We start from the raw sequence: 21,074 nt of genomic DNA on the forward strand, positions 1-21,074 counted from the left end.
ATTCGCCAACTTGATGCATTTATGGGTACAATAGCCACTTTTAATTTTTTAAACCAAGCGCTAACTGCAAAATATTGCGATTAGCCTGTGTTTAAACCCTGTCTGGAAGCGTCGCGGTATGTTAGAAAACTTTATCACCCTTATTCTGATTCTTACCCCCTTGGTGGTCGGGTTTTTACTGCCATTACCGCAACGATTTATGCCGCTGGTAGACAAACTACTGACCAACTTGGTGTTTGTGATTTTAACCTTTATTGGTCTTTCGTTGTCGCAGATTGCTGACTTAGGCGCGCAGATTGGGTTTATTGGTACCAATGTGGCGGTATTGGCGATTTGTACCCTAGGCGCAGGTTTTATCAGTTTGCTGATATTTGACAGGCTGCATCCTTGGCAACGTGCCCTTCCCCATGAGCATAGCCAAGCAGGTTTTAGCATCACAGGAAGCCTGGTTCAGTTGTGCTGTGTGGTGTTGGGTTTTATACTGGGCAAATTATTGCCAATAACGGATTTGCCGATTGATGGCATCATCAAGGGTTTGTTGATTTTGCTGATTTTATTGGTGGGTTTTCAGTTGTCGCATTCGGGAATGACGTTGCGGCAGGTATTGGTCAACAAACGCGGCGTACAAGCCTGTGTGATTTTTTGTCTCAGTGTGGCAGTCGGTGGTTTAGTGTACGCACTGATAATGCCTAATGTGACCTTTACCCAAGGCTTAGCGCTATCTTCTGGCTATGGCTGGTATTCGTTGTCGGGGATTATCATGACTGATGCGTATGGCGCCGTTTGGGGAAGTGTGGCATTGCTCAATGATTTGTTACGTGAGTTCACAGCGCTACTGTTTATCCCTATGCTGATTCGCAAATACCCAACCACAGCGGTGGGTTTGGGTGGGGTGACCACCATGGATTTTACTTTGCCGGTCATCCAAAGCTCAGGGGGAAATGAAGTGGTACCGCTTGCCATGAGCTTTGGATTTTTGGTCAATATCATCTCACCGGTGTTAATGGTGGTATTTTCAAGTTTTGGCTAATCACACAATCCTTATTAAATTAATACGCGCAAAACTCAACTTGTTGGTCGCCATACGGACTGCGTACTGTCACATAATGCAGACCTTTCGTGCGCGTGTGAATTCGATAGGTATTGTCGTCAATCCATTGACCTCGCAGCACACCCCGTGCATCTCTAATCTGGATACCGTCTTCCATATTGGCGGCTTTCACTTCAAAATCTTGATTTTTTAGCAGATACAGGCTATAAGTTTTAGTTTTGCTAAAATCGCCTGAATAACTGGCGCAGTAACTACCCTTTGGAAAAATAATTTTGGTAGCTGCCGCGGCAGTGGCAGTTTGGATGGTTGCCGCTACCGATAGCATGGCTATAGCTGCACCAAATAAGGGGGCTGTAAAACGTCTTTTCATTTCGTTCTCCTTGTCTTTGTTTGACTATTGTTTAATATGACAATTTCCTATTGCCGCTTGATTATTATTAGCAGATTTTCTATTCACTTTCATGATAAGTTTAGTAAAAAACATTTGTTTATTTTATCAATACAATAAAAAACCCCGCTCATGTCGTCACACAATCGGGGTTTTCATATTCGCTAATACGATTATTTTTGCTAGTACAATTATTGGGCTAACGCAGGATAATCGGTATAGCCTTCTTGATCGCCACCATAAAAAGTGGCTGAGTTCGCTTTATTAAGCGGCGCATTTTGGTCAAAACGCTCAACCAAATCTGGATTTGCGATATAACTGCGACCAAACGCGACGGCATCAATTAAGCCATCACGAATCAGCGCGTCTGCTTTTTCTGCGGTATAGCCACCAGCACCGATAAGCACGCCGTGATAAGCATCACGAATTTGGCGACGGAATTCTGCGGTAAAGGGTTTTCCACCTGCCCAGTCTGGCTCAGAGATATGTAAATAGGCTAGGTTAAAGCTATCAATCAGTTTGATAATTGCTAATGCATCGTCTTCGCTACCGGCATCCACACCATTGAATTGACCCAGTGGAGAAATACGGATACCCACTTTGTCACTGCCAATGGCGTTAGTGACTGCGGTTAAAATTTCTTTCAAAAAGCGCATACGGTTCTCTAAGCTACCACCGTATTCATCGCTGCGTTGGTTGACGCTCTCATACAAGAATTGATGAATCAAATAGCCGTGTGCACCGTGGATTTCAATAACATCCATGCCCGCTTCAATCGCATTACGCGCGGCATTGGCAAAATCATCGACGGTTTGTTTGATTTCTGCGGTGGTCATCTCACGCGCTGGCGTGGCAGTCACACGGTATACTTTGCCTTCGTCATCTCTTAACGAGGTACGTACCGCATCACCCAAATCCACGGTTGATGCTGATACAGGCGGCTGACCTTGTGGGCGCAAGCTATAATGCGATACCACCCCTGTGTGCCATAGCTGCATAGCGATATGACCGCCTGCTTGGTGTACGCTATCAGCAATCATTTTCCAGCCTGCAATTTGTGCGTCACTAAAAACACCGGGCGCACCTGCGTAGCCTTTGGCATCGGCTGCGATATCCGTGGCTTCTGTGATAATCAAACCACTGCTAGCGCGCTGGGTATAATAGGTTGCCATGAGTGGCGTTGGCAAGCCACCAATATTTTTTGTTCCATCTGGCAAATCAGCACTACGCAGACGGGTCAATGGCGCCATAAAGACGCGGTTTGGCAAGCGCATCGCGCCCACGTTAATCGGTGATAAAAGAGCGGAGTAAGACATACATTCCTCGGGATTGTTGATTCATCTTTCGTTAAGTTATTGGACGCTGCTAGTTTCAAGTCATAACCAACTTGATAAAAAAATTGTTGCAGCATCCTTGTTTATAAGGATTTTAGACTTATATACGTTGCTATCAAACTTCGTCACAGCGTAATTTTCACAGGTTAATCTGCTGTTAGAAGCTTGAGCAAAGACTACGTTTTAGCAAGCATCTGTTTTTAAAAAGCATTTGTTTTTAAAAAGCTGTTGCGAGTTTTAGACAAATTATTGCAATTGCTTTCACTATTTTATTCTATGATAGCTCTGTGTTTGAGCGTAACGTTTACTTAATAAGTGCCATGGTGCATTTTTACAAGTGGCAATGTATTAACAATAACAAATTCTTAAGGATCGGCATGAATAATTTCCAATATTACAACCCCGTGCGTATCGTATTTGGCGAAGGTCAAATCAAAGAACTCGCCAATCTTGTCCCTGATAATGCCCGCGTACTTATCACCTATGGCGGTAGCTCTGCCAAAAAAACCGGCACACTCGATGAGGTGAAAACCGCGCTACAAGGTAAACAGCGTGAAATCTTTGAATTTGGCGGCATTGAGCCAAATCCAGAATTTAATACCTTGATGAAAGCCGTCGATTTGGTACATGCCAACAACATTGACTTTTTGCTCGCTGTCGGTGGTGGCTCAGTACTTGATGGCACCAAATTTGTTGCATTGACTGCCACCTTAGATGACGACAAAGACCATGAAAAAGCGTGGGAAGCATTAAAAGGATATACCCGTGATATTCAAAATGCGCTACCGCTCGGTACTGTATTGACTATTCCTGCAACAGGTTCAGAGATGAATTCAGGCGGCGTTATCAATCATAGTGAGCGTCATGCCAAATTGCCTTTTGGTAATCCGCTAGTATTCCCGCAGTTTTCGATTCTTGACCCTGCCAAAACCTTAACACTACCTGAGCGTCAAGTGATGAATGGTGTGGGCGATGCGTTTGTGCATGTGATGGAGCAGTATCTGACTTACCCAGTCAACGCCAAAGTCCAAGATAGTTTCTCTGAAAGCCTGCTCAAAATCTTGATTGAAGAAGGCCGTGCCGTCAAAGCCAACCCTAACGACATGGAAACGCGTAAAAACATCATGTGGACAGCGACAATGGCACTCAATGGTCTCATCGGCACTGGCGTGCCACAAGACTGGACCACTCATATGATTGGCCATGAACTCACGTCCCTACACGGCATTGACCACGCCCGCACCTTGACCATTGTGTTGCCTGGGGTGATGCGTGAGCTCAAAGATAGCAAAAAAGACAAGCTGCTACAGTATGCCAAAAACGTTTGGCATATCACTGAAGGTAGCGATGAGGATAAAATCGAACAAGCGATTGTCAACACCGAAAACTTTTTCCGTGAGCTTGGCTTACCGGTGAGATTGTCAGATGCCGACCTTGATGCGTCTGCAATTGCGCCAATTTTAAGCCAATTAGAAGCACATAATATGGTCAAACTTGGTGAACATCGTAGCAATGATTTGGCAGTGTCTGAGCGGATTTTGCGCGCAGCCCTCTAATCATCTAGTGGTATAAAAAAAGACCTAGCCATTTGCTAGGTCTTTTTTTGTGGTAGCAACAGTTAAAAACCATTGGGATGGGCCAATTCATCATGCCCATCTTTATCAATTACTTTTGGCAGTGGCAACGCCATACCGACACTACTAGGCGTCTCTTGAATCACCACAGGTGGCGGCTGATAACGGGTAATGACTTCATTGCCCTGCTCATCCTCGCTGAGCACATACTGGTAGCCTTTGCGATTAAAGCGTTTAACTAGCCTTTGATACCACCCTGCAAAACCAGTTTTGGGTTCGTTGGGGTTATGATAAAACGCATTCATCACCGCAGGTAGCCCAAGACCACATACCACGCCCGACATCAATACCACGATAAAGGTATAACCCACCAAAAAGCTGCTATAGGGCTGCAATTCAGGCACATTAGAAACCGATAAAATCAACGCCAAAGAAATCGCCCCGCGTACCCCGCCCCACGATAAAATCGTCAAACTGCCGTTATAACTGGTCTTTCGGACATCAGATAGCAGGCTAAATGACGCAAAATTTGCCAAAAAGCGGGATAAATGCAGACAAATAAATGCCACCACACCGCCCAAAATCAACGAGGTATTCAGCTCTAAAATAAATAGCTCCAGACCGATAAGGGTGAATAAAAATGAATTGATAATCCCCTCAATGGCGTGCCAAAAGTGATTCACATAGGTGATTTCACCTTCGTCTAAAATCTGGTGCCAACGGTTACCGACAATCAAGCCACCGACCACACAAGCAATGGGCGCGGAAGCATGCGCATACAATGCCACTAAATACGACCCACACGCCAAAAATGCTGTGGTCAAAATCAGTGATTCCATCTCGTGTTTACCGCTTAAAATACGCAGCGTCATCTGCCCAAAAAACCAACCAATAATCCCTGCGACCACGATTTCATACAACAACACTTCTACTGTCTTAACGATGCTAAAACCATCACCTTGCAGACCATGCAAAATAGTCATAAATAGCGCAATACACACTGCATCATTGAACAGCGACTCACCTTCTAACTTAATCATCAAATGGCGCGGCGCTTTGATAGAACTAAGCACGCCTTTGATGCCAATCGGGTCAGTTGCGCCCAGTGCCGCACCCAGTAACAACAATACCGCGAACGGAATACTTGCCCCTATAAGCCACTGAAAGCCAAACATAAGGCTTGCAAAAAACAGCGCACACAGTGCCAATGCGATACTTGCCAAAATCCCAATCGGTTTCCAATAGTTTTTGAGATCGGACACCTTAAACGTCAGCGCCGATGCCGTCAAAATAAAACAAATCACCCCATTGATTAAAAAATCGTAAAAATCGATATCACGCACCGCATTTTGGATACTGGTGATATTGATGGTAATAAACTCGTTGCCATTGAGCAGGCTTGCACTCCACTGCAAAATGAAAACCAGTACCGCCGACACAATGGGCACCCCAATGGCTTGTGGGAAGTCCAAAATCCGCTTGTTAAATAGCGTGGTAATGATGGACAAGGCACAGACGGCTGCCAAAATTTGTAAAAAAATAAAATTTCCCATAGGCGTTTTTTTAGCTCTTAATTCTATAAAACACTGTCACCAAAGCCATTTTTAGCCGTGACAAAGCAAAAATACTTCAACAAAAATAAAACCCTACCACACACTGTGGTAGGGTTTTACCGTAAGCAATTGTTTACGCAAATGCAAGCAAATTTTGTGATTAATATCTCTTAAATTTTGTTGGCGACATGATGCAGCCAGCGCTGAATCATCACATCAAGCGCTTCAGGCTTATAGGGCTTGGTACAGTAATCTTGCATGCCCGCATTAAGATATACTTCTTTATCCCCATGCATGGCGTGTGCCGTCACTGCAATGATGGGCGGCAACTGATTGAACGACTGTTTGAGTATTTTGGTGGCTTCCACCCCATCCATGATGGGCATTTGATGATCCATCAAAATGATGTGATATTTGCTAGGGTCAGCCTTATAAAAATTGACGGCCTCTAACCCATCTTTGGCTCGGGTGACTTCATAGCCATATTTTTTTAGGCTTTTGACCGCGACCATGGCATTTAGCTCATTGTCTTCTGCTAGCAGAACATGGGCAGGTAGATGTTCTCGCGGTTGTATTGTGGTTTCATCATGACTTTGGTGCCACTGCTGATAGCTGATTTCATCAGTTGCTATCATTGGTAGAGATAGGGTAAAGGTTGCGCCTTTATTTTTTTCACTGGTTACCTTAATCGTGCCGCCCATCCCTTCTGCCAACGCTTTGCACACAGATAGCCCTAGCCCTGTACCACCATATAACCGATGGGTAAACTTATCAGCTTGATTATACGCATCAAAAATCACTGCCAATGATTCAGGCTTAATACCAACTCCCGTATCAATCACATTGAATTTAATTTGGTGCTTATCACCGCCATTCATGGCTTGAATGGTCACTTTACCTTGTTTTGGGGTAAATTTGATGGCGTTATTGACTAGATTCATTAAAATCTGTCGCACCCGCACAGGATCGGCGTTGACATATTTGGGCAAGTTGTCAGAGTAATCGAAGACTAACTCCACGCTATTGTCTTTTGCAGTGGCTAAAAAGCATTGATACACGTCTTGGCATAGCTGTGCTAAATCAACGGGGATACTCTCAAAACGTATCTTACCTGATTCTACTTTGGATAAATCTAAAATATCGTTGACGATGGTAAGCAGATGCTCATTGGACGATTTAATCGATTTGATATAGTGTTGCTGCTGCGTATCAAGCGGTGTCTGCTCAAGTAATTCAAGTATGCCCATGATACCATTCATCGGCGTGCGAATTTCATGGCTCATATTGGCCAAAAATGCGGTCTTTACCTCATCAGCGCGCTCAGCTTGGTAACGCTGCTGACGTAATTTTAAGGTATCACTGACCATCGCCGCCAAATCTGCTAACACGCGTTGTTGATTGGCATCGAAATCTTGATGCGGCTGGTCGTCAATTACACACAGCGCGCCCAAAGCAAATTCCCTACCTTGACTGTCGTGAACCACGATGGGTGCGCCAGCATAAAACCGAATATAAGGGTAACCGGTGACCAAAGGATTGTTTTTAAATCGCGTATCTTGGTGAGTATCGAGCGTGACAAAGGTGTCATTTTGTGTAATGGTGTAATTGCAAAAAGCAACATCACGGCTGGTTGAAGGTTCTTTTAGACCAATTCTTGATTTAAAAAATTGTATATCAGCATCCAAAAAAGTAATAGCGACAATCTTAGTACCAAAAAATGCCTTAGCCAATGCGCTAATACGCTCAAATTCGCATTCTTTGTTTGTTTGGATGATACGGTACTCATCCAATACCGCTAGACGCTGTTTTTCATTGTTTGCTATAGGATATGATATCATCTCATTAACACCGTCCTACTACGTGATAAAAATTAAACGCTGAGGTTATTTTAACGCTTCAGCAACCAACATCATCCCCACCACTGAGGTCACTGCAACGGCCGATCCATAGCCGCCACAATGCAAACCACCTGCTTGACAAGACTTATCAACAATCGGCGGCTGTGATGAAAAAACACAACGAATACCGAATTTTTCTTTCATCGCACGATTGATGCCATAATCTTGACGAAGTCGCTGTCTGACTTTAGCCAGTAGCGGATCTTGGTAAGTATCCTTAAGATCTGCCACCTGAATTTGGGTCGGATCCGTCTTGCCACCTGCCCCGCCCGCCATAATTAACTTTAATTTATTAAATCGGCAATGCAGGGCAAGCGCAAGCTTGGCATTCATATCATCGACACAGTCTAACACCACAAGCTGTTTACCTGACTGTTTAATCTGTGATTGCAAAGCACGATCAGGTATTAACAATTGTACGTTATCTTTGCTCAAAAAATCGTCAATCAAATGTAATTTGATATGGGGATTGATTTCTTTGATACGTGCTGCCATGGCTTCAATTTTGCTTTTACCAAAATTGCTATCAGTAGCGGGTAATTGTCGATTGACATTGGAGGCTACTAGCACATCCATGTCAATTAATGTCATCTCGCCCACACCTGTACGAGCCAGTCCCTCAGCGGCCCACGAGCCCACCCCGCCCACGCCCACCACATACGCATGCAGATTCTCAAACTTACTAAATTGCGCGGCGCCATACAGTTTTTGGGTGCCCGCAAAACGGCGTTCGTATTGCGCATCAGTTAGTGTCATATCAGGCGTCATCTCGGCTGTCATTGTCATGGTTTATCTTAATCTTGGTCAAGGTTTATGTTCAATTTGTTTGGGATAGGATAATCCCAAGTGACTTGTAGTGCAGCGCAGCTATTTTGCCACAACTGTTCGGCGAGCCGGGATTGATCTTTTTTTAATAAGTCTGATAACGCTGTCAACACGTACGGCAGATTGGCAGGTACATTGCGCCTACCGTGCGTCCCATGACAGGGCAGCGGCGTAAAGTCTGGGCAGTCCGTCTCAATCACAATAGCATCAAGCCCGACAGTTTTGACAAGCTCTGTAAGAGTGTGGCGCAGTTTTTTGGCATTCGGATTGGTCACTTGCCCGGTGATGCCGATTTTAAAGCCCAGATTGACCAGCGCTTTGGCTTCTTGGATGCCGCCACTAAAACTATGGGCAATACCCCCCTGGGTGAATTTTTGTGCTTTTAACATCTTAATCACATCGCCATGCGCGCGGCGAATATGTAGCAGCGCAGGCAGTTGGTAGTGTTTTGCCAATTCAAGTTGCTGACCAAAAAAATCTTGCTGGCGAGTATAGTTCTCTGCAGTTTTCATCGGCGCAGTAAAAGTATCAAGCCCGATTTCACCAATCGCAATGGGTGAATATTGCTGAATAAACTGCTCTAGCCGCTGCAAATCGCTGTCTTTATGGTCAGTAATATAAAAAGGATGCAACCCAACGGCTAAATGCGCCAAAGGTGTGACTTTGCCTTGTTGCCCATAGCCTTGCATTTGCTGTTGGCACGCCACCATTTGTGCAAAATACTTTGCTAGAAACCCTATCAAAACTAAATGACGAACCCCGTTATCCCATGCCAATTGGGATTGGATTTCGCGGTCATGATCGAAGCTATCTACATCAAAATGGGTATGCGTATCAATTAATGGCAAATCAAACGAGCAAGCCGTGTCATTTATCATAGTCATATCATTTCAAATACTGTGGTTTGACAATGCCGTTTAGCTCACTGTATGGCACGGTCAATTGCGGGGCACCCCACGCACGTCATCTATTTATCCTTTATTTGTTATCTGCCCATAGCTTTACATAAAATTTTTAGCCATTGTTTTAGTTATGGTTATCCTGCTCAGTATTTTTATTGATAGGCTGCTCAAATTTATTTGTAGCGGATAGACTTTTACGGCAATCGGCTACTTTATCAGCCTGTCGACTACTGCGTCTAGGTATCAACAATAAAGCTATGGCAGCAACCCCTAGTTTAATTACCCTCGATATTCTCATACCTCGCCTTACCTTGGTTTTTAAACCTTAGCTTTTAACAGTATTGCCATAAAAAAACCCATCAGTCGATACCCGTTTAATGGTGGACTAATGGGCTGTTTTCAAATGCGGTTATGGATATAGCTGTTATATAATAACGTAATTTGATAAGTTTTCGATAACTATTAGAATTTTTTACCCAAAACTTTAGCAGCCAACTCTTTACCCATGGTAAATGCGGTAGTTTTGGCAGGTTTCGTGGCATTTGAATTTGCCGCAGCATTGTCAGCAGGCTCATTATCAACCGATGCCGGATTATTTGCTTGGTTTCCGGCCTTGTTTTCAATGGTTGGCTGGGTTTTGTTACGACCTTTTAACATATAGTAAGCGGCGCCAAGTACGCCAAGTTTAATAAGGTTTGATTTGTTTACACCATTTGGGAATTGCATAGTATCCTCACTTTTGTTGTAGTTGTTAAAATTTTAAATTATTTAAATTAGTAGTTATCGCTAATGGGTTTATTGTAGCCAAAATTTAAGCGTTTTACTAAAGTAATTAGGTTACCAATATTTATTGTTTGCCCTCATTGGGTTATCGTTTGGTAAATTGGGTAAAATCCTTTTAAGGTTAAAAAAAGCTGACAGGGTTTGTCAGCTTTTTTTAGTTATCTTGATGACTGTATCAATGGATCAATGCTCACGGGTAGCGCTAAAGGTAATTTCTGGATAACGTTCTTCCATCAATTTAAGATTGACCCGGCTTGGGGCAAGATAGGTCAAATACCCACCGCCATCGACAGATAACTGGTCGTGGGCTTTTTTCTTAAACTTCTCAAACGCCACTTTGTCATCACAATGCACCCAGCGCACCGTCGCAATCGACACAGGCTCAAAGGTACATTGCACTTTATATTCTTCAAGCAGGCGATGCGCCACCACTTCAAACTGTAGCACCCCTACAGCGCCCAAAATCAAATCATTGTTGATTTGCGGCATAAATACTTGGGTGGCGCCTTCTTCTGATAGCTGCTGTAAACCTTTTTGCAGTTGTTTTGACTTAAGTGGGTCTTTGAGTACCACACGGCGAAACAATTCTGGTGCAAAGTGAGGAATGCCTGTGAAATTTAAAGTTTCACCTTCGGTAAAGCTATCGCCAATTTGGATGGTGCCGTGATTATGTAAGCCGATAATATCGCCCGAATACGCTTCTTCCAGCGCTTCGCGGTCACCTGCCAAAAACGTCAAGGCATCTGAAATGCGTACTTCTTTACCCAAGCGCACATGTTTCATTTTCATGCCTTTTTCGTACTTGCCTGAACACACCCGCATAAAGGCAATACGGTCACGGTGTTTTGGGTCCATGTTGGCTTGGATTTTAAAGACAAAGCCCGAGAATTTTTCTTCATCGGCTTTGACGGTGCGTTCGACTGTGTCATGGTCTTTAGGCGCTGGGGCGTATTGGGTCAGTACATCAAGCACCATATTAATCCCAAAGTTACCCAACGCCGTACCAAATAGCACAGGCGTTTGTTTACCGGTCAAAAATTCATCGACATCCCAATCTTCATGTGCCATTTTTGCAAGCTCTAGGCTTTCTTCAAATTCACGGAAGGCAATTTCACCGATTTTCTCGCGGACATCTGGATAATCATAGCCGTCACGGCTCTCAATCTCGACAATCTCAGTACCATGACCTTTTTGGTAAAAATAGGTTTTATCTTCGCTGATGTTATACACCCCAACAAAATGCTGACCCGTACCAATCGGCCACGTCATCGGCACACATTGGATTTTGAGGACGTTTTCAATTTCATCAAGCAGTGATAACGGGTCACGGATTTCGCGGTCAAGCTTGTTGACAAACGAGATAATCGGCGTGTCACGCATCCGACATACTTCCATCAGCTTGATGGTTCGCTCTTCAACCCCTTTTGCCCCATCAATCACCATCAGTGCGCTATCCACCGCGGTTAAGGTACGATAGGTATCTTCTGAAAAGTCAGCGTGACCTGGGGTGTCTAGCAGATTGACCATGTTGTCAGCATAGGGAAACTGCATCACCGAGGTGGTAATCGAGATACCACGCTCTTGCTCCATGCTCATCCAGTCAGATGTCGCGTGTTTGTCGGTTTTGCGTGATTTGACTTCACCTGCGCGCTGAATCGCTTGCCCCCACAGCAGTAATTTTTCGGTCATGGTAGTTTTACCCGCATCGGGGTGCGAGATAATAGCAAAAGTGCGGCGTTTGGCGATTTCAGAATGTAGTGACATAGTGTTTGACTTAAAAGTAGCGAGGCTTGATAACCGATAAAAGAAAGAATAAAAAAGATGGCGTATTGTAGCCGATTTTACGTTTGATTGCGATTTTCACGGGTTATTATTGTGCATAGTGCCCGTGATTTTGACAAAATTTTGGCATAAATCTAATACTTTAATCACTAAAATTGTGTTAATTTTAGCTTATCTTTTTTTTATCTTGTTAAGATGTTATTTATGACCGCTGAACCACTTGGCAACAATCCTGAACCAGCACTTGAAAATAAAAAAAACGTTTCGACCATTCCTCATGGAGGCGATTCTTTTTTGACCAACGATCGACTACAGTGGTCAGATATGAAAAGTTTTTTGTTAGCGATTAGCAGTGTGATTGTTGTCTGGCTGCCTGTGCTATTGCTCCACCTTACTTTAGTGCTTTTTGCTACCTTAATTACTTATGCGCTGATTCGCGGTATTGCCGGCTGGATTCATCGGCATGTCATTGCCTATATGCATAGCGCCTCGCGTCAGCAGCGTATGGGTAAAGTTGCAGAATGGTTTGCTATTGCTGTTTTGGCGACCATGATTTCACTTACTGTGTATGTATTTGGCGATTGGATTGCTGATAAAACCAGTGTTGAGGTCTTCAACAAGCTTATTCGACAGATATTGGACATATTTGACCAGCTTCATACCCTACTACCCGCAAGTATCTCTCAGCATCTACCCATTTCAGTTAGTTCATTTCAAGCTATGCTCATGAGCACTATCAAAAGTCATGCGCCGCAACTACAGTTAGTGGGTATCCATACGTTACGCGGGCTTGGTTATGTGCTAGCCGGTGTCGTGATTGGTTGTATTGTGGCCCTGCAGGTACCTGTGAATAGCGCAGCGCATAAAACCCCATTTACCCAGCATTTGCGCCAAAAATTTGATGAACTTATCATGGGGTTTAATGATGTATTTTTTGCGCAAGTCAAAATCTCTAGTATCAATACCATCTTAACTTCGGTGTTTTTGCTAGGCATATTACCGCTACTCGGTCATCCGCTACCGATGGCTTGGACCGTTGTGCTTATCACCTTTTGCGCAGGGCTATTCCCTGTCGTTGGTAATTTGGTCTCAAACATTGTTATCGTCTTGCTTAGCCTGACTCACGGGCTTGGCATCAGCATTTTATCGCTGGTGTGGTTGGTGAGCATTCATAAACTTGAATACTTTTTAAATGCGCAAATCATTGGTCACAAAATCCGAGCCTCTGCTTGGGAGTTGTTGTTATTTATTTTGGTCCTTGAAGCCACTTTTGGGTTGGCGGGACTGATCAGTGCGCCAGTGATTTATGCCCAAATCAAACGCATTTTGGCAGATAGAGGCTGGGTTATATAAAATCCTCTACTCGCCACAGAACTCATTAACAAATAATTTACCCAATAAATTGAATTTTTAAATCTTATCGCCATTAATAACAGAACACGGCTTTATTGTTACAGTGTTATATGGTTGAATGATTAAAAATGTGTTTTAAAGTCTATCAACTGCCAAAATTTTAATGATTGATGTTACAATTTACATTAATATTTTTTGGCGTATTTTGAGGTTTAACCAAAAATTGAAAGATTTTCACGGATATTGTAGTGAAAAATCCTAGCAATTTTAATTTCTAGCAATTTTTAATCGATTGTTCCAAAAAAGCGATTTGCCAATCCATTCATTGATTCATAAGGAATTTTAGCGATGTCTACTATCAATAATAACAACGTTGTACATTTTCATTACACCTTAAAAGACGACGAAGGTAACGTCATTGACCAATCACCAGAAGGTCAACCTTTAGCGTATTTACATGGCTACCAAAACATTATTCCAGGTCTTGAGTCACAATTAGCGGGTAAATCAGTGGGTGATAAATTCACTGCAAGCATTGAACCTGCAGACGCTTATGGCGAATTTGATGATGCGGCAGTACAAGAAGTCCCACGCGAAAACTTCCAAGGTGTCGAAGATATCCAACCAGGTATGCAGTTCCAATCGCAAACTGAAGACGGTCATGTGATGTTAGTCACTGTGAAAGATGTACAAGATGACAAAGTGATTGTTGATGCTAACCATCCTTTAGCGGGCAAAAAACTTCATTTTGATGTGGAAGTAGCAAGCATTCGTGACGCATCAGATGAAGAGTTGCAACATGGCCATGTACACGGTGCAGGCGGTCATCACCACTAAGTCATTAGCGAAAATTAAATCGAAGGCTATGATTATAGCCTTCTTTTTTTGTGCAAAATTTTACCCTATGAAATAATTTTACGGGGTGTAAGAAACGCTTGAGGTTATTTACAAAATCATTGATTTAGTTACGTTTTTTGATGCTTTACTATAGTTTCTACCACATACTGTGCGCTAGATTTTGGCATACTAGCTGTATACCCAACGAACAACCCAAGCAATAATAAAGACGCATGATTGGGTATATATTTTTAGTTATATAACATTAAACTAATTACAAAAAAGGATACTACTCATGAACGAGAATACAATTAAAGGTCAATGGGAACAAGTTAAAGGCGCTGTAAAAGAAACTTGGGGTGACTTAACTGATGATGAAATCACCCAATTGGAAGGTAATCGCCAAAAGCTATCAGGTAAAATTCAAGAGCGTTATGGCCGCGCCGAAGATGTAGTAGAAAAAGAAATCGACGACTGGTCAACCCGTAACAACTATCGTTTCTAGAATAGATTAACTCATCCTCCAAAGTAAAAAAGCCATATCCTCTGATATGGCTTTTTTACCTGCTATCCTAGCATTACTGACCTCATCCTTAAGATCCTTACTAACTGGTAGTGAATTTCTTGACTCATCCTAAGTCTCACTCCACCTGTTTATCAAGCATCATTCCTTAATACTACGATAAACCATTCCTTTATTGGCAATTCTGTCCCTATCTCAATCCTTGAGAACCATCCCTGTGCCGTTGAAGGTATTATTACAAAATTTACCATTCGGTAACAGTGGTACAAACGTCAATGCATGTAAGCTTTTGCTTACACGCATTTTTGGCATTAAGGGCGCTGGGTGTTAGCTGTCTGTGCATCAAGCATCACATTAGCCGCTTCAATGACAAAAGCTTCACTTTCGGGCAGCTTTGGACGTTCGGCTTGTTTCATATGGCTACGGGCTTCTAACTCTGCATCTTGCGCAGCTTGGTACGCTGTCCACGTGCTATAAGGGCTTTCCCCATTGGCTTGACGTCTTGCATTTTCTGCTGCCAAGGTTTTCGCCTCAATGTTTTTGCGGAAAGTACGGCGGTCATTAATGTCTAATTTGACAGGTTTCTTATCATCTTCCTCATTACGGATTCTGTTAAGTTGGCTTAAATAAGCAAACTGGGCATTGGCTGCTTGACGCTGCTGTGACAAGGCATTGAGCGATTGCAAGGTCTCACGAGAATAGTTGCCCGCAGGTTGGTACGGCGCGGCACGAATGGTATCCCATGCCAGTGGGTTTTTCATGCTACGTTCACCAAACTCCATACCTTCATAGATATTAACTAAGCGCACATCGGGCACCACGCCTTTATTTTGGGTACTGCCGCCAGTGATACGGTAGAACTTACGCTGGGTTAAGGTTGCTGACCCTAATGCAAGGTTATCAAGCTGAATTTGCGCTGAGCCTTTACCTGTGGTTGTGCTACCGACAATCAGACCGCGACCATAATCTTGAATCGCTGCCGCAAAAATCTCGCTGGCTGACGCTGAGCCTTGGTTAATGAGTACAGTCATCGGGCCTGTATACAGCTGCTTACCTTTGTCTTCGTCTTCATACACTTGGATATTGCCGCGATTATCACGAATCTGTACCAGCGGACCTGACTTGACAAACAAGCCAATCATTTTGGCGACTTCATCGAGTGAGCCACCTGGATCATCACGCAGGTCCACCACTAAGCCATCGATATTTTGCTGGTTCAAGGCTTTTAACGCGTTTTCCGTATCAATGCTGACACTACGATAGTCTTCTCCCGCACGACGGGCTTTATAGTTGAGATAAAAGCTTGGGATTTCTAGCACACCGATTTTTTTGGCTTGTCCGTTTTTATCTTTGACACTAATTACCCGATGGGTGACGCCCGATTCTTCTTGCTGAATCACATCACGTATGAGGGTGACATTACGCGCGCTACTGTCTGGGGTATTAGGTGCTTTGACGCGCACGGTAACGGATGAACCTTTTTTACCGCGAATGAGGTTCACCACTTCACGTGTCGAATAACCGACGGTATCGACCATGCCTTTATCTTCAGTCGATACGCCGATGATTAAGTCATTGGGTTTGATTTGCCCCGAACGAGCGGCAGGCCCGCCATCAACTAGGCTGATGATACGGGTGTAGTCAGGATTCTTGCGATCGGGCTGAATCGAGACGCCGATACCGACCAATTCAAGGGTCGATTGGATTTGCATCTCATTGGCTTGCACGGGGGCAAAATAATTACTGTGCGGGTCATAGGCTGCCATCGCTGCATTTAACAGGGTTTCAACGATTTGGTCGCTATCGATACGCTGTAGCTGGGCATATTGGCGCTTTAAACGCTGGTCTAGTACTTGGCTTGGTGAGCGCGTTTCGTTTTTGACTAAATCACTGGCGTTGTATTTATCGGCATTTTCTTGCAAAAACTTGTCTTTGTTTTTGTCTTCATCTTGATTGATGGTCATGCCAATCAACTGGTAGGTCAGCTGTTTGCGCCAAAAATCGCGTTGCTCGGCAACGGTTTTAAAGCGTGGCAATTTTTCACGGTTCATAATGACCGTTTCATTGCTCTGTAAGTTCACGGGGGATTTTAACAAGCTATCGGCAAAGCTGTAATACGCTTTTGAGCGCTCAATGAAACGCTGATAGATTTCAAAACCCGCTTTTAAATCACCGCGCTTGAGATAATCGGCAAAACTATTGCCATATTTTTGGGTAAATTCATCAATATCTGACTGCAAAAACACGCTATGATTGGGGTCAAGCGCATCAAAATAGTCGCCTAAAATTTGCTTGCCCGTTGCAGCATCCATTTTTTTATCTAGATAATGACTACGATCCAACAACGCTGCGACTTGCCGAGTCACTTGCCGCTGCTCGTTATTGATCTGTCCGACACTCGTCGATGCTGCAATGGCGGTTTGGTAACTTTGTCCCAGTATCGCCCCACCCATCAACAGGGCAAATACACTGGCGGTAAGTTGTTTGTATTGCATGACTTTCCTTACTCTATTTAATGAAGCGATAAACAGAAAAAACTGACAGCCCATCTTAGCACTGTCAGTTTTTCCACACCATACAAAACGTGTAAATGTTCGACTCAAATCATCTAGCAAACCTCACCGTTTGTAGCGGTAAGTTGTTGTGTTAGCCAATCAATTGATTGTCTTTAAACAGTTGGTTTAATTGCGCAGCAGTGAGCAATTGTTTTTCACCGTCTTGGCGATTGACATATTCGTATTTCACCTCGCCTGTTTCACTGATATTTTTCTCTGAGATAACGATACGATGGGGAATGCCAATGAGCTCTAAATCGGCGAATTTTACCCCCGCGCGCTCGTCTCGGTCATCAAGTAGCACATCAACACCTTGGGCTTTTAGCTCAGTGTAAAGCGCTTCGGCAAGTTGCATTGCTTTGTCTGTCGCGGCATCTTTCATTTTGCCTTTAATCATCGGCACAATCGCCACAGTGAATGGCGCAAGGCTCTCACCTGTGCTACTGGTTTTCCAAATGATACCATTGTCATCGTGGTTTTGTTCAATTGCGGCGGCGACGATACGGGTCACGCCGATACCATAACAACCCATCATGGTAATGACAGGTTTGCCTTGCTCGCCCATCACCGCACAGTTTAACGCTTTGGCGTACTTGTCACCTAATTGGAAGATATGACCAACTTCGATACCGCGGCGGATTTGTAAAGTGCCTTGTCCATCTGGGCTCGGGTCGCCTTCTACCACATTGCGGATATCGGCGATTTCGGTGATGGTCGCATCACGCTCCCAGTTGACGCCCGTAGTATGGAAATCTGGCTTGTTAGCACCGCTAACAAAATCTGATAACACCGCAGCAGCACGATCTACAATCACTGGCATGTTCAAATCAAATACCCCGATAAACCCTTTGTGCAGGCCCGCCGCTTGCATCGCCTCTTCGCTCGCCATGGTGAGTGGGGCTTTGACTTGCGCCAATTTTTCGGCTTTGATTTCATTTAGGGTATGATCGCCCCGTAACACTAACGCGACTAAGGTGGCTTTACCTTCTTCGGTAGCTTCACCTTCGACGATTAAAGTTTTGACCGTCTGTGACAATGGCAAACCTAAATGCTCAGCCACTTGCTCACAGGTTGGCATATTCGGCGTACTGACATCGGCTTTGTCCTGCGTTGGGGCAGCACGTTCACCGACCGCCACCGCTTCAGCAAGCTCGATATTGGCAGCATAAGCTGATCTGTCTGAAAATACGATATCATCTTCACCGCTGCCCGCGAGGACTTGAAACTCATGTGAGGCAAATCCACCAATCGAGCCGGTATCGGCTTGCACCGCACGAAAATCTAACCCAAGACGGGTAAAGATATTATGATAAGCGCGGTACATATCATCATAGGTGCGCTGTAGTGAGGGCTGGTCGATATGAAACGAATAGGCATCTTTCATGATAAATTCACGTGAACGCATGACCCCAAAGCGTGGGCGAATTTCATCACGAAATTTGGTTTGTACTTGGTAGTAGCTCACAGGGAGCTGTTTATAGCTTTTTAGCAAGTTACGCGCGATATCGGTTATCACTTCTTCATGCGTTGGGCCTAACACAAAGTCACGTTGGTGACGGTCTTTAAACCGCAGCAGCTCAGGACCATAGGCTTCCCAGCGACCTGATTCTTGCCAAAGCTCGGCAGATTGCACCACAGGCATTAGCAGCTCTTGGCAGTTGATGGCATCCATCTCTTCACGGATGATTTTTTTGACTTTTTGTAAGGTTTTTAGACCCATCGGTAGCCACGTGTAGAGACCCGACGCAGATTTACGAATCATCCCTGCACGGAGCATTAATTGGCTGGAGATGATATCGGCATCACTTGGGGTTTCTTTTAACGTTGCAAAAGTAAATTGACTGGCTCGCATGGCACACCTTGTTTGTACGGCTTGAAATAAGAAAAACGAGAATGGATAGACTATTTGGTAAACCGATTATCTTATTTTATGCCACTGGGTGGTGCAATAGTTTTTTTAATTTTTGCCAAGTCGATGCCGTATTTTTGGACTTAGCTTTTTTAATTTTAGCATTTTTGGAAACTATGACAATAATTATGACAATTTGTTCATACCCATTGGCTATTTAAACCCGCCACATTGAAATTATGGCAAGTCATAACCATACAAAATAGTATCCACTATTAAATAAACGATTAGGAATGGATACATGACCCAGCTACCCCCTTCATCTTCCACGCCATCACCTGAGGCAAAACCGACTACAAACTTGCCAAACCCGCCCACATCGGGCAACAAAAAACCCGTTTCTTTTTGGGTGAGTTTATTTTTACTGGCGGTGATTGCGGTGGCGGGTTGGTTATTTTTGCAATGGCAACAAGCAAATACCCCTAAAAAAGTTGAGGTATTAACCCGTGAAGGCGTGGTCACTAAGATTCAAAGTCTCAATCGATTACAAACCGTGGCCTATAATGTCGATACCGTTATCACCAGCCAAAAACAAGGCAATTGGTACGCCTTGTGGCAAGATCAACAAAAGGGGCTTTTTGTCGCTCATGGGCGGGTGACCGCGGGCATTGACTTAAATCAACTAAAACCCACTGATGTACAAGTGACCCCAGATGGTAGCCATGTCAGTATCACCTTGCCCGCTGCGCAGATTTTGGATAGTTATTTAGATAACATTGAAGTGTATGATATTCAAACAGGGGTATTTGGCATGGTACAAGCCGACCCGCAAATATTTAACCAAGCGCAAGTGGCTGGCAAAAACCAAGTGCTGACATCCGCTTGCCGCTCGGGCATTTTACAAACTGCCAATGATAATGCCCAAAAGCAAGTGCAATCGCTATTTGCACTGGCAAATGTACAAGTCACTGTGAAAGTCACCGCGCCTGCTAAAAATTGTCGTTAAACCGATTTTTTGCGCCTAAATAACATTAATCTAAGGATAAAAACGATTTTGAGTTGTGTATTGTTTTTTTGTCCTGTCAGAATTGGTATGAAAGGCATAAATAATAGATATGTAACCTACCTTAATCATAGGAATGTTGCTAAAATCTCAACTTTATAGCCCGCTAGATAGTCCGCTAGTTTTAGACGACATGTATTTGCTACATCATCAAAAATTGTAATCATCATAGCCAGTTAACGTATCCCTAACCCAGGGTTACGATAATTTATTGCAGGGATGCTTGATGGCGTTTTAGTCGTGTAAAAGATTAATTCGCTAGCTGTTGGAGAGTTTACTCAATGAATGTCACATCTGCCTCAGATCGTCTAAAAAAAGTGATGCGGATTGCTTTGGTTGGCATCAAGCCTGGCGACCAAGTGATGCTAAAAGGCTATCTACGCCTCTTGCTTAGACTCGAAGCAGACCTTGAATGGGTATCAGCGAACAATCAGCAAATTGATTTATTCATGGTCAATCATGATTTGCGTCATGCTGAAAGTGTTCAAAAGTTAATTAGTAGCAAACCCAATACAGCCACTATTTATACCGCTCGTAGTGAGACGGAAAACGGCTATTTATCGCAAGATTTATTGGTGTTACCCATCAAAGATTTAGCGCCATTGAGCGAGTGGTTGTTTTCACAATTGCCGTTCTTGTCTGGTATGCCTGTCGACAATATGCCATCCGCTGCCGCTAAACTCACCGCTGATGCCGTTGACGCTTATCAATCAGCTACAGACAATACCTTAACACTAGCGCTTAGTCTTTAATGCGCCTGCTCGAGTTGGCAATCCATCATCTGGTGTTGCCCAGTCTACGCAA

General features: G+C 43.8%; 17 protein-coding genes. 7 read left to right on the forward strand and 10 right to left on the reverse strand.

Annotated features, from left to right (window positions below; all coding sequences use genetic code 11):
- Positions 1-118: 118 nt before the first annotated feature.
- On the forward strand, positions 119-1,030 hold the full coding sequence (locus RT034_RS06145) for a LysO family transporter (protein WP_313015034.1): 912 nt from the start codon (positions 119-121) through the stop codon (positions 1,028-1,030).
- Positions 1,031-1,049: 19 nt separating this feature from the next.
- Here the strand turns inward: RT034_RS06145 and RT034_RS06150 are convergent, their stop codons facing one another.
- Both RT034_RS06150 and nemA read right to left on the reverse strand, forming a co-directional pair.
- A complete protein-coding gene (locus RT034_RS06150; RefSeq protein WP_313015037.1) occupies positions 1,050-1,421 on the reverse strand; it encodes a hypothetical protein in 372 nt (123 codons plus the stop codon).
- 209 nt (positions 1,422-1,630) lie between these two features.
- A complete protein-coding gene (gene nemA, locus RT034_RS06155) occupies positions 1,631-2,755 on the reverse strand; it encodes an N-ethylmaleimide reductase (RefSeq protein ID WP_313015040.1) in 1,125 nt (374 codons plus the stop codon).
- A 395-nt stretch (positions 2,756-3,150) separates the two neighbouring features.
- On the opposite strand from nemA, the gene RT034_RS06160 reads away from it, so the two are divergent.
- Positions 3,151-4,329: an iron-containing alcohol dehydrogenase gene (locus tag RT034_RS06160; protein WP_313015043.1), complete on the forward strand. Its 1,179-nt coding sequence runs from the start codon at positions 3,151-3,153 to the stop codon at positions 4,327-4,329.
- Between the two features lie 62 nt (positions 4,330-4,391).
- Here RT034_RS06160 and RT034_RS06165 read toward each other — a convergent pair whose 3' ends face one another.
- From RT034_RS06165 to RT034_RS06190, 6 genes are all read right to left on the reverse strand, one after another.
- Entirely contained in the window at positions 4,392-5,900 is a 1,509-nt protein-coding gene (locus RT034_RS06165) for a cation:proton antiporter (protein WP_313015045.1), read from the reverse strand.
- A 170-nt stretch (positions 5,901-6,070) separates the two neighbouring features.
- Positions 6,071-7,738, reverse strand: coding sequence for a GAF domain-containing hybrid sensor histidine kinase/response regulator (locus RT034_RS06170; protein ID WP_313015046.1), 1,668 nt, complete (start codon positions 7,736-7,738; stop codon positions 6,071-6,073).
- Positions 7,739-7,783: 45 nt separating this feature from the next.
- A complete protein-coding gene (locus RT034_RS06175) occupies positions 7,784-8,584 on the reverse strand; it encodes a tRNA threonylcarbamoyladenosine dehydratase (protein ID WP_472796516.1) in 801 nt (266 codons plus the stop codon).
- Between the two features lie 8 nt (positions 8,585-8,592).
- Positions 8,593-9,507, reverse strand: a complete 915-nt coding sequence (locus tag RT034_RS06180; RefSeq protein ID WP_313015048.1) for a TatD family hydrolase — start codon at positions 9,505-9,507, stop codon at positions 8,593-8,595.
- A gap of 480 nt (positions 9,508-9,987) precedes the next feature.
- Positions 9,988-10,251, reverse strand: coding sequence for a hypothetical protein (locus tag RT034_RS06185; protein ID WP_313015050.1), 264 nt, complete (start codon positions 10,249-10,251; stop codon positions 9,988-9,990).
- A gap of 240 nt (positions 10,252-10,491) precedes the next feature.
- Entirely contained in the window at positions 10,492-12,072 is a 1,581-nt protein-coding gene (locus RT034_RS06190) for a peptide chain release factor 3 (protein ID WP_313015052.1), read from the reverse strand.
- A 222-nt stretch (positions 12,073-12,294) separates the two neighbouring features.
- Between RT034_RS06190 and RT034_RS06195 the strand changes: the two genes are divergently transcribed.
- The 3 genes from RT034_RS06195 (at position 12,295) to RT034_RS06205 (ending at position 14,785) form a co-directional block, all read left to right on the forward strand.
- Entirely contained in the window at positions 12,295-13,443 is a 1,149-nt protein-coding gene (locus RT034_RS06195; RefSeq protein ID WP_313015054.1) for an AI-2E family transporter, read from the forward strand.
- A 348-nt stretch (positions 13,444-13,791) separates the two neighbouring features.
- Positions 13,792-14,280, forward strand: a complete 489-nt coding sequence (locus RT034_RS06200; protein ID WP_065262943.1) for an FKBP-type peptidyl-prolyl cis-trans isomerase — start codon at positions 13,792-13,794, stop codon at positions 14,278-14,280.
- Between the two features lie 295 nt (positions 14,281-14,575).
- Complete coding sequence (locus tag RT034_RS06205) at positions 14,576-14,785, forward strand: CsbD family protein (protein WP_188874595.1); 210 nt, start codon at positions 14,576-14,578, stop codon at positions 14,783-14,785.
- 329 nt (positions 14,786-15,114) lie between these two features.
- On the opposite strand, the gene RT034_RS06210 is transcribed toward RT034_RS06205, so the two are convergent.
- Both RT034_RS06210 and RT034_RS06215 read right to left on the reverse strand, forming a co-directional pair.
- A complete protein-coding gene (locus tag RT034_RS06210; RefSeq protein ID WP_313015060.1) occupies positions 15,115-17,298 on the reverse strand; it encodes a carboxy terminal-processing peptidase in 2,184 nt (727 codons plus the stop codon).
- A 151-nt stretch (positions 17,299-17,449) separates the two neighbouring features.
- Positions 17,450-19,210 carry a proline--tRNA ligase gene (locus tag RT034_RS06215; RefSeq protein ID WP_313015065.1) on the reverse strand — a complete coding sequence of 587 codons (1,761 nt, stop codon included), beginning with the start codon at positions 19,208-19,210 and terminating at the stop codon, positions 17,450-17,452.
- 298 nt (positions 19,211-19,508) lie between these two features.
- Here RT034_RS06215 and RT034_RS06220 point away from each other — a divergent pair, with 298 nt between their 5' ends.
- Together RT034_RS06220 and RT034_RS06225 are read left to right on the forward strand one after the other, a co-directional pair.
- On the forward strand, positions 19,509-20,213 hold the full coding sequence (locus tag RT034_RS06220; RefSeq protein ID WP_313015069.1) for a DUF4230 domain-containing protein: 705 nt from the start codon (positions 19,509-19,511) through the stop codon (positions 20,211-20,213).
- A 338-nt stretch (positions 20,214-20,551) separates the two neighbouring features.
- Positions 20,552-21,022 carry a hypothetical protein gene (locus RT034_RS06225; RefSeq protein ID WP_313015071.1) on the forward strand — a complete coding sequence of 157 codons (471 nt, stop codon included), beginning with the start codon at positions 20,552-20,554 and terminating at the stop codon, positions 21,020-21,022.
- Positions 21,023-21,074 lie beyond the last annotated feature (52 nt).

The organism is Moraxella sp. CTOTU48841 (assembly GCF_032061225.1).
Lineage (GTDB): Bacteria > Pseudomonadota > Gammaproteobacteria > Pseudomonadales > Moraxellaceae > Faucicola > Faucicola cinerea.

Coding starts and splice junctions, on each gene's coding strand:
- RT034_RS06145 (WP_313015034.1), top strand. CDS start 119: ATGTTAGAAAACTTTATCACCCTTATTCTGATTCTTACCCCCTTGGTG.
- RT034_RS06210 (WP_313015060.1), bottom strand. CDS start 17,298: ATGCAATACAAACAACTTACCGCCAGTGTATTTGCCCTGTTGATGGGT.
- RT034_RS06185 (WP_313015050.1), bottom strand. CDS start 10,251: ATGCAATTCCCAAATGGTGTAAACAAATCAAACCTTATTAAACTTGGC.
- RT034_RS06160 (WP_313015043.1), top strand. CDS start 3,151: ATGAATAATTTCCAATATTACAACCCCGTGCGTATCGTATTTGGCGAA.
- RT034_RS06225 (WP_313015071.1), top strand. CDS start 20,552: ATGAATGTCACATCTGCCTCAGATCGTCTAAAAAAAGTGATGCGGATT.
- RT034_RS06180 (WP_313015048.1), bottom strand. CDS start 9,507: ATGACTATGATAAATGACACGGCTTGCTCGTTTGATTTGCCATTAATT.
- RT034_RS06165 (WP_313015045.1), bottom strand. CDS start 5,900: ATGGGAAATTTTATTTTTTTACAAATTTTGGCAGCCGTCTGTGCCTTG.
- RT034_RS06190 (WP_313015052.1), bottom strand. CDS start 12,072: ATGTCACTACATTCTGAAATCGCCAAACGCCGCACTTTTGCTATTATC.
- RT034_RS06205 (WP_188874595.1), top strand. CDS start 14,576: ATGAACGAGAATACAATTAAAGGTCAATGGGAACAAGTTAAAGGCGCT.
- RT034_RS06215 (WP_313015065.1), bottom strand. CDS start 19,210: ATGCGAGCCAGTCAATTTACTTTTGCAACGTTAAAAGAAACCCCAAGT.
- nemA (WP_313015040.1), bottom strand. CDS start 2,755: ATGTCTTACTCCGCTCTTTTATCACCGATTAACGTGGGCGCGATGCGC.
- RT034_RS06150 (WP_313015037.1), bottom strand. CDS start 1,421: ATGAAAAGACGTTTTACAGCCCCCTTATTTGGTGCAGCTATAGCCATG.
- RT034_RS06200 (WP_065262943.1), top strand. CDS start 13,792: ATGTCTACTATCAATAATAACAACGTTGTACATTTTCATTACACCTTA.
- RT034_RS06220 (WP_313015069.1), top strand. CDS start 19,509: ATGACCCAGCTACCCCCTTCATCTTCCACGCCATCACCTGAGGCAAAA.
- RT034_RS06170 (WP_313015046.1), bottom strand. CDS start 7,738: ATGATATCATATCCTATAGCAAACAATGAAAAACAGCGTCTAGCGGTA.
- RT034_RS06175 (WP_472796516.1), bottom strand. CDS start 8,584: ATGACAATGACAGCCGAGATGACGCCTGATATGACACTAACTGATGCG.
- RT034_RS06195 (WP_313015054.1), top strand. CDS start 12,295: ATGACCGCTGAACCACTTGGCAACAATCCTGAACCAGCACTTGAAAAT.